13 protein-coding genes and 3 tRNA genes are annotated in these 13,733 nt (G+C 66.5%); 14 read left to right on the top strand and 2 right to left on the bottom strand.

Annotation, left to right across the window (positions count from 1 at the left end; genetic code table 11):
• The first annotated feature begins 7 nt into the window (after nucleotides 1–7).
• Nucleotides 8–1,489: a ribonuclease G gene (gene rng / locus LCHO_RS09770; protein WP_012346974.1), complete on the top strand. Its 1,482-nt coding sequence runs from the start codon at nucleotides 8–10 to the stop codon at nucleotides 1,487–1,489.
• A 31-nt stretch (nucleotides 1,490–1,520) separates the two neighbouring features.
• On the opposite strand, the gene LCHO_RS09765 is transcribed toward rng, so the two are convergent.
• The gene (locus tag LCHO_RS09765) at nucleotides 1,521–2,111 is read right to left on the bottom strand and encodes a peroxidase-related enzyme (protein WP_012346973.1); all 591 of its coding nucleotides are present in this window, start codon (nucleotides 2,109–2,111) and stop codon (nucleotides 1,521–1,523) included.
• A 249-nt stretch (nucleotides 2,112–2,360) separates the two neighbouring features.
• On the opposite strand from LCHO_RS09765, the gene tolB reads away from it, so the two are divergent.
• The 13 genes from tolB (at nucleotide 2,361) to LCHO_RS09700 (ending at nucleotide 12,965) form a co-directional block, all read left to right on the top strand.
• Complete coding sequence (gene tolB, locus LCHO_RS09760; protein ID WP_012346972.1) at nucleotides 2,361–3,644, top strand: Tol-Pal system beta propeller repeat protein TolB; 1,284 nt, start codon at nucleotides 2,361–2,363, stop codon at nucleotides 3,642–3,644.
• 59 nt (nucleotides 3,645–3,703) lie between these two features.
• Nucleotides 3,704–4,294: a peptidoglycan-associated lipoprotein Pal gene (gene pal, locus LCHO_RS09755; RefSeq protein WP_012346971.1), complete on the top strand. Its 591-nt coding sequence runs from the start codon at nucleotides 3,704–3,706 to the stop codon at nucleotides 4,292–4,294.
• Complete coding sequence (gene ybgF / locus LCHO_RS09750) at nucleotides 4,294–5,145, top strand: tol-pal system protein YbgF (RefSeq protein WP_012346970.1); 852 nt, start codon at nucleotides 4,294–4,296, stop codon at nucleotides 5,143–5,145. Before pal ends, ybgF begins: the two co-directional genes overlap by 1 nt.
• Nucleotides 5,146–5,196: 51 nt before the next feature.
• The gene (locus LCHO_RS09745; RefSeq protein WP_012346969.1) at nucleotides 5,197–6,312 is read left to right on the top strand and encodes a YeeE/YedE family protein; all 1,116 of its coding nucleotides are present in this window, start codon (nucleotides 5,197–5,199) and stop codon (nucleotides 6,310–6,312) included.
• Nucleotides 6,309–7,097, top strand: a complete 789-nt coding sequence (locus LCHO_RS09740) for a tRNA threonylcarbamoyladenosine dehydratase (RefSeq protein ID WP_012346968.1) — start codon at nucleotides 6,309–6,311, stop codon at nucleotides 7,095–7,097. Before LCHO_RS09745 ends, LCHO_RS09740 begins: the two co-directional genes overlap by 4 nt.
• Before the next feature lie 156 nt (nucleotides 7,098–7,253).
• A tRNA-Lys gene (locus LCHO_RS09735) sits at nucleotides 7,254–7,329 on the top strand.
• 25 nt (nucleotides 7,330–7,354) lie between these two features.
• A tRNA-Lys gene (locus tag LCHO_RS09730) sits at nucleotides 7,355–7,430 on the top strand.
• 71 nt (nucleotides 7,431–7,501) lie between these two features.
• Nucleotides 7,502–7,577, top strand: a tRNA-Lys gene (locus LCHO_RS09725).
• Nucleotides 7,578–7,910: 333 nt separating this feature from the next.
• Nucleotides 7,911–10,475, top strand: coding sequence for a TonB-dependent receptor plug domain-containing protein (locus tag LCHO_RS24125; RefSeq protein ID WP_012346967.1), 2,565 nt, complete (start codon nucleotides 7,911–7,913; stop codon nucleotides 10,473–10,475).
• A gap of 118 nt (nucleotides 10,476–10,593) precedes the next feature.
• Nucleotides 10,594–11,352, top strand: a complete 759-nt coding sequence (locus tag LCHO_RS09715) for a MotA/TolQ/ExbB proton channel family protein (protein WP_150105446.1) — start codon at nucleotides 10,594–10,596, stop codon at nucleotides 11,350–11,352.
• A gap of 15 nt (nucleotides 11,353–11,367) precedes the next feature.
• Nucleotides 11,368–11,793, top strand: coding sequence for an ExbD/TolR family protein (locus tag LCHO_RS09710; protein ID WP_043704102.1), 426 nt, complete (start codon nucleotides 11,368–11,370; stop codon nucleotides 11,791–11,793).
• A 12-nt stretch (nucleotides 11,794–11,805) separates the two neighbouring features.
• Nucleotides 11,806–12,234, top strand: coding sequence for an ExbD/TolR family protein (locus LCHO_RS09705; RefSeq protein WP_012346964.1), 429 nt, complete (start codon nucleotides 11,806–11,808; stop codon nucleotides 12,232–12,234).
• Nucleotides 12,235–12,251: 17 nt separating this feature from the next.
• A complete protein-coding gene (locus LCHO_RS09700) occupies nucleotides 12,252–12,965 on the top strand; it encodes a hypothetical protein (RefSeq protein WP_012346963.1) in 714 nt (237 codons plus the stop codon).
• A 96-nt stretch (nucleotides 12,966–13,061) separates the two neighbouring features.
• Here the strand turns inward: LCHO_RS09700 and efp are convergent, their stop codons facing one another.
• A complete protein-coding gene (gene efp / locus LCHO_RS09695; RefSeq protein ID WP_012346962.1) occupies nucleotides 13,062–13,616 on the bottom strand; it encodes an elongation factor P in 555 nt (184 codons plus the stop codon).
• Between the last annotated feature and the right edge of the window lie 117 nt (nucleotides 13,617–13,733).

Raw genomic sequence — 13,733 nt, 5'->3', positions numbered from 1 at the left:
ACCCGACATGCAAGACATCCTGGTGAACTGGGCCCCGCAGGAAACGCGGGTGGCCATCGTCGAAAACGGCGCGGTGCAGGAGCTGCATGTCGAACGCACGCTCGAACGCGGACTGGTCGGCAACGTCTACCTCGGCAAGGTGGCGCGGGTGCTGCCCGGCATGCAGAGCGCGTTCATCGACATCGGCCTGGAGCGCGCAGCCTTCCTGCACGTGGCCGACGTGCACGTGGCCGGGCAATCGATCGGGCGCAACTCGCACGGCGACAGCGCCGTGCCACCGATCGAGAAGCTGGTCTACGAAGGCCAGAGCCTGGTAGTGCAGGTCATCAAGGACCCGATCGGCACCAAGGGCGCCCGGCTGTCGACCCAGATCAGCGTGGCCGGGCGGCTGCTGGTCTACCTGCCGCAGGACGAACACATCGGCATCTCGCAGAAGATCGGCTCGCACGAGCTGCGCGAGCAGCTGCGCCAGCGCATGGCCGTGCTGGTGGGCACGCGCGACAGCGGCGGCGGCGGTGGCTTCATCCTGCGCACCAACGCCGAGGACGCGACCGACGCCGAACTGGCCGAGGACATCGCCTACCTGCGCAAGGCCTGGGCGACGATGCGCGCACTGGCGCTCAAGAGCGCGGCGGGCACGCTGCTGCACGAAGACCTGAACCTGGCGCAGCGTGTGCTGCGCGACCTGGTCAACGAGAACACCCAGTCGATCCGCATCGACTCGCGCACGCAGTTCGAAGCCTTGCGCGAGTTCGGCCAGCAGTTCATGCCCAGCGCGGTCGGGCGGCTGCAGCACTACAAGGGCGAGCGGCCGATCTTCGACCTGTTCAGCATCGACCAGGAGATCGAGCGCGCCCTGGCGCGGCGGGTCGACCTGAAGTCGGGCGGCTACCTGGTGGTCGACCAGACCGAGGCGCTGACCACGATCGACGTCAACACCGGCGGTTTCGTCGGTGCGCGCAACTTCGACGACACGATCTTCAAGACCAACCTCGAGGCCGGCCAGGCCATCGCCCGCCAGCTGCGGCTGCGCAACCTGGGCGGCATCATCATCATCGACTTCATCGACATGACGCGCCCCGAGCACCAGGAACAGGTGCTGGCCGAACTGCGCAAGCAGCTCGCGCGCGACCGCACCAAGACCACCATCAGCGGCTTCACGCAGCTCGGGCTGGTCGAGATGACGCGCAAGCGCACCCGCGAGTCGCTCGCCCACATGCTGTGCGAACCGTGCCCGACCTGCGGCGGCCGCGGCCAGACCAAGACCGCGCGCAGCGTCTGCTACGACATCCTGCGCGAGATCCTGCGCGAGGCGCGCCAGTTCAACCCGAAGGAGTTCCGCGTCATCGCCTGCGCGGCGGTGGTGGAGATGCTGCTCGACGAAGAAAGCCAGCACATCGCCGGCCTCTCCGACTTCATCGGCAAGCCGATCTCGCTGCAGGTCGAGGCGACGATGAATCCGGAGCAGTACGACATCGTGCTGCTGTGAAGCCGCACCACCGATGAGCCGGTCGGCCGCGTCAGCGGCGCGGCACGCGGCCCATCAGGTAGAACTCGTCGTTGGGCCGCATGCCGATCAGGTTGGCCATGCGGTTGGACAAGCCGAAGAACGCGGTGATGGCGCCGATGTCCCAGATGTCCTCCTCCGAGAAGCCGTGGGCCCGCAAGGCGGCGAAATCGGCCTCGTCGACGGCGGCCGAGTCGGTGCAGACCTTGAGCGCGAAGTCGAGCATGGCGTGCTGGCGCGCGCTCAGGTCGGCCTTGTGATGGTTGATGGCCACGGCGTCGGCGAGCAGCGGCGCCTTCTCGTAGATGCGCAGGATGGCACCGTGCGCCACCACGCAATACAGGCAGCGGTTGGCGCCCGAGGTGGCCACCACGATCATCTCCTTCTCGCCCTTGCCGAGACCGGACGGGCGCAGCATCAGCGCGTCGTGATAGTCGAGGAACGCCCGGCATTCGTCAGGCCGGTGCGCCAGGGACAGGAACACGTTGGGCACGAACCCGGCCTTTTCCTGCACGGCGAGGATGCGCTCGCGCAGGTCGGCCGGCAGCTCTGCGAGGTCGGGCACCGGGTAGCGGCTGATGGGCGGTCGAGCGGGCGTGTTCATGGGGGTCTCCTGGGGGTGGAATGGGTCGTCGCCGGTCGAGCGTCCGGCCGACCGGGTAACGCAGCGTAACTTTCCGGTGCCACCGACGACAAGCGCGAACCGACCGGTTGCCGACGCGGCGGGACATCGAATGCCATCAGACGCGATGTTCCACCTGTCACGGTCCACTTGTAACCTTGCGATATATTGCCGGGTCCTGGCGCCGCAATCTCGAGTTGCCGGCAGCCCATTCACCCGAATCCCTTGACGATGACCTCTCGTAGACAGTTTTCCGGCCTTGCCCTGGGTTTGTTGGGCGGACTGAACGCAACCGCGTCCCGGGCGCAGTTCCGTGTCGAGATCTCGGGGGTCGGCGCCACCCAGGTGCCGATCGCCGTGCTGCGCCTGCGCGACGAGGACAAGGCGCCGCAGCCGGTCTCGGCGATCGTGCGCGCCGACCTGGAGCGCAGCGGCCTGTTCAGGAGCGTCGAGCCCGGCAACGTCGCCCACGACGAGACCAGCCGCCCGGTCTTTTCGGACTGGCGCAGCCTCGGCAGCGACGCCCTGGTGGCCGGCTCGGTCACCCGCCTGGCCGACGCGCGTTTCGACGTGCGCTACCGGCTGTGGGACGTGGTCAAGGGCAGCGAACTGGCCGCCCAGGCGCTCAGCGTCGCCAAGGACGACCTGCGTCTGGCCGCGCACCGCATCGCCGACGACGTCTACCAGAAGCTGACCGGCGAACGGGGGGTCTTCTCGACCCGCATCGCCTACGTGTCCAAGGCCGCCAACCGCTACACGCTGTGGGTGGCCGACGCCGACGGCGAAAACGCCCAGGCCGCCGTCGGCGGGCCCGAGCCGATCATCTCGCCGGCCTGGTCGCCCAACGGGCGTGAGCTGGCCTACGTGTCGTTCGAGGCGCGCAAGGCGGTGGTCTACGTGCAGGACGTGCTGACCAGCAAGCGCCGCGTGATCGCCAACTACAAGGGCTCGAACAGCGCGCCGGCCTGGTCGCCCGACGGCAACCAGCTGGTCGTCACGCTGACACGCGACGGCCTGTCGCAGCTCTACACGATGAGCCGCACCGGCGGCGACCTGCGTCGGCTGACCACCAGCAGCGGCATCGACACCGAAGCGGCCTGGTCGCCGGACGGCAAGAGCGTCTATTTCGTCAGCGACCGCGGCGGCGGCCCGCAGATCTACCGCGTTGCCGCAGGGGGCGGCAATGCCGAGCGCGTCACGTTCGCGGGCAACTACAACATCAGCCCGGCGCTGAGCCCGGACGGGCGCTACATGGCGTATGTGTCGCGCCTGAACGGCAGCGCCTTCCGCCTGACGCTGATGGAGCTGGCCACCGGAACCATCACCACCCTGACCGACACCAATGACGATGAAAGCCCCGGCTTTGCGCCCAACAGCCGCCTGATCATCTACGCCACCCGCGCAGGCGGGCGCGACGTGCTGATGACCACCACGCTCGACGGCAGCATCAAGGCCCGGCTCGGCGCACCGCAGGCCGACGTGCGCGAGCCGACCTGGGGGCCTTTCGGCCGCTGAACGCCATCCATTCCAACGCACCGCTTCGCCGATCACGGCGGGGCGCAGGATCACGAGACATGTCCAGAATCAACCACGACATCCGCGGCGGCCTGCTGGCCACCGGTACCGCACTGCTGCTCCTGCTGGGCGGCTGCTCGACCAGCACGCGCCTGGAGCCGGCCGCGCCGGTCGAAGACCGCAGCGTCGGAGCCGGCTCAGGCTCGACGGGGGCGTCGGGCAGCAGCAGCAGCAACGGCAGCTCGACCGGCCAGACCAGCGAGTCGCGCGTGGCGACGCTCGACCTCGGCAAGGGCACCGACATCGGCATGGGCAACGCCGGTCTGCCGCGCGTGGTCTATTTCGATTTCGACAGCTACGTCGTCAAGGACACCTACCGGCCGGTCATCGAGGCCAACGCGAAGTACCTGGGCGTCGACCGCAAGCGCCAGATGCTGATCGAGGGTCACACCGACGAACGGGGCGGCCGCGAATACAACCTGGCGCTCGGCCAGCGTCGCGCCGAGGCGGTGGTGCGTGCGCTGGCCCTGCTCGGCGTGCCCGACAGCCAGACCGAAGCCGTGAGCTACGGCGAGGAACGCCCGGCCGCCTCCGGCGCTGACGAAGCCGCCTGGGCGAAGAACCGCCGCGCCGAACTGAAGGATCGCTGATGAACACGTTCAATCTGCGTCGACCCCAGCTGCTGCGCGCCGCCAGGCCCGCGGTCCTGGCCCTGCTGCTGGCGCCGCTGCTGGCCAGCGCCGGCCTGTTCGACGATGAAGAGGCGCGCAAGGCGATCGTCGACCTGCGCAACCGGATCGACCGGATCGAGCTTCAGGATCAGCAGCAGGCCCAGCAGCTGACCGCCCGCAAGACCGAAAACGCCGACCTGACCGAGCAGGTCAACATCCTCAAGCGCGGCATGCTCGACCTGAACAGCCAGATCGAGATGCTGCGCGCCGATCTCGCCCGCCTGCGCGGGCAGGACGAGCAGGCCAGCCAGTCCTCGCGCGACCTGCTGCGCGAACTGGCCGACGTGCAGCGCAAGCAGAAGGACCTGCTGGCCGCGCTCGCCGCGCAGGACGAGCGGATCCGGCGCATGGAGCCGCAGAAGGTCAGCCTCGACGGTCAGGAAGCCACGGTCGACGCCGGCGAGAAGAAGGCGTACGACGACGCCATCGGCATCCTGCGCAAGGGCGAGTTCGCCAAGGCGGCCGAAGCGCTGCAGGGTTTCCAGCGCCGCTTTCCGAGCAGCCCCTACAACGGCCATGTGCAGTATTGGCTGGGCAATGCCCAGTACGGCAAGGGCGAGGTCAAGGAAGCGGCACAGACCTTCCGCACGCTCGTGAGCAACGCGCCGGACCATCCCCGCGCCGCCGAGGCCCTGCTCGCGCTGGCCAATTGCCAGGTCGAACTCAAGGATCCGAAGGCTGCGCGCAAGTCGCTCGACGAACTGGTCAAGAACTACCCGCAGTCCGAAGCCGCCCAGGCGGGTCGTGAACGCCTGGCCAAGCTCAAGTGACGATCGGCCCGGTCGCGGGCCCGACAGACTGACGCCCTGGAATCCATCGGCATGCAAGCCTCCGAGGCATCGAATCTGACGGCCCAGGTACTCTGGGCCGTGTTTCTTTTGGCGCTGCTCTACGGGGCGATCGCCGAGCGCAGCCATTTCTGCACCATGGGCGCGGTCGCCGATGTCGTCAACTTCGGCGACTGGCGCCGGCTGCACATGTGGGCGCTGGCGGCCGGGGTCGTGACGATCGGATTCAACCTGATGGTGGCCGCCGGCTGGGTCAGCGCCGACAAGACGCTGTACGGCGGCTCACGCTGGCAATGGGCGTCGGCCCTGGTCGGCGGCGCACTGTTCGGCTTCGGCATGGTGCTGGCGTCGGGTTGCGGCAGCAAGAACCTGGTGCGGCTGGGCGGCGGCAACCTCAAGGCGCTGGTAGTGCTGCTCGTGATGGGGCTTTCGGCCTGGATGACGCTGCGCGGGCTGACCGCGATGTGGCGTGTCGAGACAGTCGACCGCTGGGCCGTGTCACTGCCCGGCTCGCAGGACTTGCCGAGCCTGATCGCCGCCGGCTACGGCGGATCGACGCCCGATGTCGCGCTGGTTGTCGGCACCGTCGTCGGCACCGCCTTGCTGGCCTGGGCACTGTGGGCGCGACCGGGCCGTGACGCCGGACTGCTGCTGGGCGGCATCGGCATCGGCGCCGTGGTGCTGGCGGTCTGGTGGGTGTCCGGGCGCTTCGGTCATCTGGCCGAGCATCCCGAAACCCTCGAAGAAGCCTTTCTCGGCACCGCCAGCCGGCGCATGGAGGCACTCAGTTTCGTGACGCCGGTGGCGCAAGGTCTCGAGTGGCTGATCTTCTACTCCGATCAGGGCCGCCGGCTGAGCACCGGCGTGGTGGCGGTTTGTGGCCTGGTGGCCGGCTCCTGGCTGGTCAACATCCGGCAGAAGAGCTTCCGATGGGAAGGTTTCGGCGACTCCGCCGATACCGCTCGCCACCTGATCGGCGCCACGATGATGGGCATCGGCGGCGTGACCGCCATGGGCTGCACCATCGGACAGGGCCTGAGCGGCCTGTCCACGCTCGGGCTGACCAGCCTGGTCGCGGTGGCGGCGATCATTGCCGGGGCGGTCGCCGGATTGCGTTTCCTGAACTGGCAGCTGGAGCGAGCCGCATGAACCTCGTCACGCCGACGCCCGACGTCGACGCCGATCTCGAACGCCGCTTCGGCGCACTGCGCCGACTGTGGGGCGAGCCGGCATATCTCAGGGTCAGACAGGCCAAGGTGGCCATCGTCGGGCTCGGCGGTGTCGGCTCGTGGTGCGCCGAAGCACTGGCACGCTGTGGTGTCGCGCAGCTGGTGCTGATCGATCTGGACCAGATCGCCGAGTCGAACATCAACCGGCAGGTTCAGGCACTGGGCAGCACGGTCGGTGCTGCGAAGGTCGAGATGCTGGCGCGCCGCATTGCCGACATCCATCCGCTGTGCGGGGTGCACGCCATCGAGGAGTTCGTCGAGGCCGACAACTGGCCGGCGCTGTTGCCCGGGCCGGTCGACGTGGTCGTCGACGCCTGCGACCAGGGACGCGCCAAGCTCCTGCTGGCGCAATGGGCGCTGACCGGACGCCACAAGCTGGTTTCGGTGGGCGCGGCCGGTGGGAAGACATCGCCGCAGGCGGTTCAGGTCGACGATCTGGCCAAGGTCACGCACGATCCGCTGCTGGCGCGCCTGCGCCAGCATCTGCGCCGCGACGGCGCGCCACGCACCGGCGACATCGGGGTGCGATGTGTCTATTCCCGCGAATCCGTGGTGCGGCCAGACAACGGCTGCGATGTCGATGGCAACCTGAACTGCCACGGCTACGGATCATCGGTGACGGTGACCGCGACCTTCGGCATGGTCGCGGCTGAAGCAGCGATGGCCTGGGTCAGGGCGTGCGATGCGCAGGGGGGGCTTGAATGATTGAATCAGTTCCTGCTATGATTGCAGGCTTCGCGAAATGTGATTGTCAAACGACAGTTTGTTTCCGGTGACTGTGGCATGAATTGCAAGCCCTGTTGATGCGTCAAGCATGTCGGGCGGCGACTTATGTAGCGGGGATTGATGACCGGATCGCGCGGGTTGTTAGCTCAGTTGGTAGAGCAGCGGACTTTTAATCCGTAGGTCGCAGGTTCGAGTCCCGCACAACCCACCAAGCTGGTGTTATAATAGTTTTATTCGGGCTCTTAGCTCAGTTGGTAGAGCAGCGGACTCTTAATCCGTAGGTCGAGTGTTCGAGTCACTCAGGGCCCACCAAAATTAAGAGCAAGAAAACTTGTCTTGCAAGTTTCTCTTGTTGGTTGACAGAAGTTGTATTGTTTGTATTGGGGCTCTTAGCTCAGTTGGTAGAGCAGCGGACTCTTAATCCGTAGGTCGAGTGTTCGAGTCACTCAGGGCCCACCAAGACATCAAAGCGATCCGGCAGCAGCCGGGTCGCTTTTTTGTTTTCTGCTCGCATCACGACATCGGTTCTTCTTGAAAATTCCAACGCAAGACGCTGGACACACTCGGTTACGTGCGTCGAGAATCTGTCATCGCAACCAGCACACAGATGCTGGGTACAGACGACACACGGATCAGGGAGTTTCGATGTCAAACCGCCAGACAGGCGCACGCGTACTGCTGCCACTCGTTCTTGGACTGTGTTGTTGGCCAATCACAGTTGCCGGACAACCCTCACTGGAACGGGTTGAAATCACCGGAAGCAGTTTGCGCCGAATCGCTGCCGAGTCGAACGTGCCCGTCACCGTCATCCGGATCGATGACCTGACGCGCCAAGGCATCACGCAAATCGAACAGGCACTGGCGTGGGTGACGGCCAATCAGAGCCACATGGGGATCGGCAATGCCGTCGGGGCGGTGACGGGCGGCAAGGCCGAGGTCGACCTTCGCGGATTGAATGCGCCATTTGCGACCAGCGCCAACAAGACGCTGGTGTTATTGAACGGCCGGCGACTGGTCAACCATCCGTTCGATGGCGCCGCGGTCGATCTCTATGCCTTGCCGATGGCGGCCGTGGATCGGATTGAAATCCTGCGTGACGGCGCGTCTGCCATCTACGGCTCGGACGCGATCGGCGGGGTCGTGAACGTGATTCTCAAGCGTGAGCAGCGCTATTCCCAGATCAGCGTTGACACGCAAGGCTCGGAACAGGGCGGAGGTGCCGTTCGGCGATTCTCCCTGGTGGGCGGCGCCGGCGTACCGGACGCCGATGGTTTTCATGTCCAGGGGGCGCTGGACGTCCGTCGGCAGAATCGCCTGGCGGCCCGCGACCGTCCATTTGCAAGCACCGGCGTTCTGCGCGGAAACTCTGTCGACTGGACCAGCGGCACGAGCTTTCCGGGGGATCTTGACGGTTTCGAACCCTCTCTTCCGACTTGCGACAAATCCCCCTCGCTGCCGAACGACGATGCCAGTGCCTGCCGCTACGACATCGTCAGCGATCTGGATGCCATACCCGCAAACGAGCAACGCACGGCGCTGTTGCGGGCAGAGTTGAAACTGCTCGATGAATGGTCGCTGGGCGCCGAGTACCTCTGGGCACGGAATCAGGAAACCTCGCTGATCGCCGCCGCCCCCGCGTACCACTGCATGCGCGCCGGCAGCGCATTTTTCCCGCTCGAGGCACCCACCCAACTCGTGCCCGAGCTGTGCAGCGGCGCCGAGGGTGTGCCGATGGTGCCCGGCGGGCTGGTCGACTGGCGCGAAGTGCCCGCCGGCAAGAGGAAGCGGCAGAACACCAGCATCGCCAACCGTGCCCTGCTGGAACTGAAGGGCGCACTCGGTCAGAACTGGGATCTCCGTTCAGCAGTCGGTCGCTCGCAAGGCAGAAGTACCGAGCGGGTGTTGGCGGGGTATGTCGACGACGCCTCGATGCAACTCGCGGTCTGGAACGGTCTGGTCAACCCGTTCGGGCCTCAAACCGCAGAAGGACAAGCCGCCATCGATGCGGCACAGATCGTCGGCCCGGTGCAGATCGGGCGCAGCCGGTCCGATTTTGCCGATCTGCAGTTGCGCGGCGAATTGGCCCATCTCGATGCAGGCCCCTTGGCGCTCGTGATCGGACTTGAGCATCGAGATGAACGATCGTCGTTCGATACCCTGGATGTCACCGCCTCGCTGCCCAGCCTTGGTCTCGATCCGAGCGGCGATGCGTCGGGGTCGCGTCGCGTCGATGCCATCTACGGAGAAATCGGCTGGCCCGTGACGCGCGCGCTGGAAATGACCGTCGCGGCTCGACTCGACCACTACAGCGATTTCGGCAGCACACTCAACCCGAAACTGGCCATGCGCCTGCAGGCGACACCTGAAATCCTGTTTCGTGGGTCGGTCGGCAGCGGTTTTCGGGCCCCCAACCTGTACGACATCCATCGCCCGCAGTCCTTCGGATTCACCTTCGGCAGTTATGACGATCCGCGGTATTGCCCGGGCGGCGAAGCCGTCGACGGCGCCAATGCCGGGGCCGTCTGTGCACAGCAGTTCAATGTCCGGGTCGCGGGCCCCGCCGCCGACGGCAGGAGCCTCGACAGCCTTCGGCCTGAAAAATCGAAGAATCTTTCATTGGGCATTCTGGTCGAACCCGTCAGGTCACTGTCGGTCGGTCTTGACTTGTGGACCATCCGTGTCCGGAACCTGATCGGCGGCCTGCCGGAACAAGCGGTCTTCGACGATCCGGCCAAATACGCCGCACGTTATGTCCGGTGCAGCCAGCTGGAGGCCGGCGGCGGCACCACGGTCAGTCGCGAACAGCTCGATACCTGCCTCAACACGTCGATCGACCCGATTGCCTATATCGATCTGCCGACCGAAAACCTGGGCACGCTGCAAACCAGCGGACTGGACGTCTCGATGGCCTGGCAGGATGTTCAACAGGCATGGGGGCGAATCAGCATCGGCCTTGACGGCACCTATGTGCACAGCTATCGGTACCAGCGCGAACGCAATGGCAGCCATATCGAGGCCGCCGGGCGTTATGCCGACAACGCACCGATATTCCGCTGGCAACACGCCTTCGCGGTGAACTGGTCACTCGACGCCTGGTCGGTCACGTTGGCGCAGCGCTTCAAGTCCGGGTATGCGGATCAGGCTCCGGAAAATCACGTGTCGAGTTATGCGCTGCATGACTTGATGGCGCAGTGGAGCGGCATTCGTGGCCTGACGTTATCGGCGGGCCTGCGCAATCTGTTCGACCGCGATCCGCCGCAGACGCTGCAACTGAGCCTGTTCCAGGCTGGCTATGATCCGCGCTTCACCGATCCGCTCGGAAGGGTGTTGGCGCTGCGCGCGGCGTATCGATTCTGATGTGATCGACTGCCCCGGTATTCCCCGGGGCCTGAATCGACATCATCCGGGCTGTTCCGTCCTGCGTTTCCGTCACGGAGTGTCGATGTCCCTGTTTCCACCAGCTGGCGCCCGCGGCATGTCGCGTTCGCTCGCCCTCTTCATCTGCAGCGCCGTCACGATGGGTTCGACGGCATCGGCACAGGAAGCGGTCAACGCTGCGGCCGTCCTGACCGAGAACCCCTACGGCCTGGCCGCACTGTGGGCGGGCAGCGACGTCGTCGCCAAGATCGTGCTGATGCTGATGACGGTGATGTCGGCCGGCAGCTGGTACGTGATCGTCGTCAAGCTGCTCGAGCAGGCGCGGGTCGGCCGGCAGGCGCAGGAAGCGCAGGACCGTTTCTGGCGTGCCGGCGACGTGCGCCAGGGCGCCGATGCGCTGAGCGTGGGCAGCCCGTTCCGCTTCATCGCCGAGGCCGGTGCCGAAGCCAGCCGCAAGCACGACGGCCTGCTGGGCCAGATCGACCTGAACACCTGGGTGACGATGTCGATCCAGCGCGCCGTCGAGCGGGTGCACAGCCGGCTGCAAGGCGGGCTGGCGTTTCTGGCCACGGTCGGTTCCACGGCGCCGTTCGTGGGTCTGTTCGGCACGGTCTGGGGCATCTATCACGCGCTCACCGCCATCGGCGTGGCCGGGCAGGCCTCGATCGACAAGGTCGCCGGCCCGGTGGGTGAGGCGCTGATCATGACGGCCATCGGCCTGGCCGTGGCGGTGCCGGCGGTGCTGGGCTACAACTGGCTAGTGCGGCGCAACAAGGTCGCGATGGACGATGTACGCGCCTTCGGCAGCGACCTGCACGCGGTGCTGCTGGCTCAGGCCAACGCGGCCGCGCGCTGACCGAGGTCGCCCGCCGTGGCCATGCAAACCGGTTCGTCCGACTCGCCCGACGAGGTGCTGTCGGTCATCAACACCACGCCGCTGGTCGACGTGATGCTGGTGCTGCTGATCATCTTCCTGATCACGATTCCAGTCGTCACGCTGTCGGTGCCGGTCCAGTTGCCCAAGGAGCGCAACGAACTGCGCCAGAGCCGGCCCGAGAACATCGTGGTCTCGGTCGACGCCAAGGGTGCGATCTTCTGGTTCGACACCGAGGTGCGCGACCCTGCGGCACTGGTCGAGCGACTCAAGGCGGTGGCCACGCGCGATCCGCAGCCCGAGGTGCACATCCGGGGCGACCTCGAGGCCGACTACGAGTCGATCGGCCGCGTCATCCAGGCCTGCCAGCGCGCCGGCATCGCCCGGGTCTCGTTCATCACCGAGCCGCCCGCCAAGGGCTGAGGACGCGACGACATGGCGATCCACTTTGCCGACGGCGCTGACGACGACGCGCCGATCATGGACATCAACACCACGCCGCTGATCGACGTGATGCTGGTGCTGCTGGTGATGCTGATCATCACGATTCCGGTTCAGTTGCACGCGGTGAACCTGAACCTGCCGGTGGCCAAGGCCACGCCGCCGCCGATCAAGCCCGAGGTGATCCGCATCGACATCGACGCCCGCAACGTCGTGTCGTGGAACGGCCAGCCGCTGGCCGACCGAGCCGACCTTGAGTTGCGCATGGCCGCCGCGGCGCAACAGACGCCGCAGCCCGAGATCCACCTGCGCCCGGATCGCCGCACCAGATACAAGGCGGTGGCCGAGGTGCTGGTGTCGGCCGATCGCCTGGGCTTGCGCAAGCTGGGCGTGCTCGGCAACGAGTCGCTGGCCGCGCGCTGAAAGAGGGCGCCGCACCGATGGGTCCCGACTACCAACCGCAAGACCGTTCCCGGCGCTTCATCGGCCTGGCGGTGGTCGCCTTGCTGCATGTGCTCGTCATCTGGGGCCTGATGTCGGGCCTGGCACGCAAGGCGATCGAGGTGATCAAGAAGCCGATCGAGGTGGCGATCGTGGACCAGCCTCGACCGGCGGATCCGGCGCCGCCACCTCCACCACCGCGCGCACCGCCACCCCCTTCGCCCAGTCCGCCCCGGGTGATCGACCGTCCGCCGCCGCCGACACCCGCGGCACCGGCCCCCGCTCCGGCGCCCGTTGTCACGGCGCCCGAAATCGTCGTGCCGGCGACGGCCCCGGCGCCGGCGATTCAGGTGACGCAGGAGCGTGCGCCCGAAAAGCCCGCCGAGACCCGCCCGGCAGCCCCCCCTGCGCCGCCGCCCGCCGCAGCACCGGCCACCCGGCCCGCACCGCGCGCCGAGGTGGCGATCGTCTGCCCGGGCTACCAGAACATCCTGAAGTCGGCCCTGGCCGGCGAGTGGGACCGCGTGGGCATCACCGGCGACGTCAAGGTCGTGATCCGCGTGCGCGGCAATCAGATCCTGGACGTGACGCCGCAATCGGGGCCGCGCGAGTACTACCGGGCGGTCCAGCGGGCGGTCAGGCGCATGAACTGCACCGTCGACGGCGCCGAGGAACAGCTCGTACCCCTGGAGATCGGCTTCCGCGAACCATGACGCAAGCCGTGATGCGGGCATGAAAAAGGGCGCCTCGCGGGGCGCCCCTGGTTCATGTCGGCGGCGGGAGAAACCCCGACCTGCCGCCGTCTCGCGTCAGACGCGCTTGCGGTACTCGTGCGTGCGGGTGTCGATTTCGATCTTGTCGCCTTGCGCCACGAAGATCGGCACCTGGATGTCGAAACCGGTGGCCAGCTTGGCCGGCTTGAGCACCTTGCCCGAGGTGTCGCCCTTGACGGCCGGCTCGGTCCAGGTCACTTCGCGCACCAGCGACGTCGGCAGTTCGACCGAGATCGCCTTGCCGTCGTAGAACACCACTTCGACGGCCATGCCGTCTTCGAGGTAGCTGATGGCGTCGCCCATGTTCTCGGCTTCGACTTCGAACTGGTTGAAGTCGGCGTCCATGAACGCGTACATCGGGTCGGCGAAGTAGGAGTAGGTGCACTCCTTCTTGTCGAGGATGATCTGGTCCATCTTGTCGTCGGCCTTGAAGACGACTTCGGTGCCCGAGTTGCTCAAGAGGCTCTTGAGCTTCATGCGCACGGTGGCCGAGTTGCGGCCGCCGCGGCTGTATTCGGTCTTGAGCACGACCATCGGGTCTTTGCCGTGCATGATCACGTTGCCGGCGCGGATTTCCTGTGCAATCTTCATCTCAGTGTTCCTGTGGCCCCCTGCACGGGGCGAGTAGCGGTGGCGAAGGGCGGGCGGCTTGCGCTGCGCCCTGGCATGTTGAACGGTGCCATCGTCACGACACCGAGGATAGGCAGT

Origin of the sequence: Leptothrix cholodnii SP-6 (assembly GCF_000019785.1) — a bacterium.
GTDB classification, from domain to species: domain Bacteria; phylum Pseudomonadota; class Gammaproteobacteria; order Burkholderiales; family Burkholderiaceae_C; genus Sphaerotilus; species Sphaerotilus cholodnii.
The sequence above is the reverse complement of the archived record's forward strand: the minus strand, read 5'-3'. Positions and strand labels throughout refer to the sequence as shown.

Coding starts and splice junctions, on each gene's coding strand:
- LCHO_RS09705 (WP_012346964.1), top strand. CDS start 11,806: ATGGCGATCCACTTTGCCGACGGCGCTGACGACGACGCGCCGATCATG.
- efp (WP_012346962.1), bottom strand. CDS start 13,616: ATGAAGATTGCACAGGAAATCCGCGCCGGCAACGTGATCATGCACGGC.
- rng (WP_012346974.1), top strand. CDS start 8: ATGCAAGACATCCTGGTGAACTGGGCCCCGCAGGAAACGCGGGTGGCC.
- ybgF (WP_012346970.1), top strand. CDS start 4,294: ATGAACACGTTCAATCTGCGTCGACCCCAGCTGCTGCGCGCCGCCAGG.
- LCHO_RS09745 (WP_012346969.1), top strand. CDS start 5,197: ATGCAAGCCTCCGAGGCATCGAATCTGACGGCCCAGGTACTCTGGGCC.
- pal (WP_012346971.1), top strand. CDS start 3,704: ATGTCCAGAATCAACCACGACATCCGCGGCGGCCTGCTGGCCACCGGT.
- LCHO_RS09765 (WP_012346973.1), bottom strand. CDS start 2,111: ATGAACACGCCCGCTCGACCGCCCATCAGCCGCTACCCGGTGCCCGAC.
- tolB (WP_012346972.1), top strand. CDS start 2,361: ATGACCTCTCGTAGACAGTTTTCCGGCCTTGCCCTGGGTTTGTTGGGC.
- LCHO_RS09715 (WP_150105446.1), top strand. CDS start 10,594: ATGTCGCGTTCGCTCGCCCTCTTCATCTGCAGCGCCGTCACGATGGGT.
- LCHO_RS09740 (WP_012346968.1), top strand. CDS start 6,309: ATGAACCTCGTCACGCCGACGCCCGACGTCGACGCCGATCTCGAACGC.
- LCHO_RS09700 (WP_012346963.1), top strand. CDS start 12,252: ATGGGTCCCGACTACCAACCGCAAGACCGTTCCCGGCGCTTCATCGGC.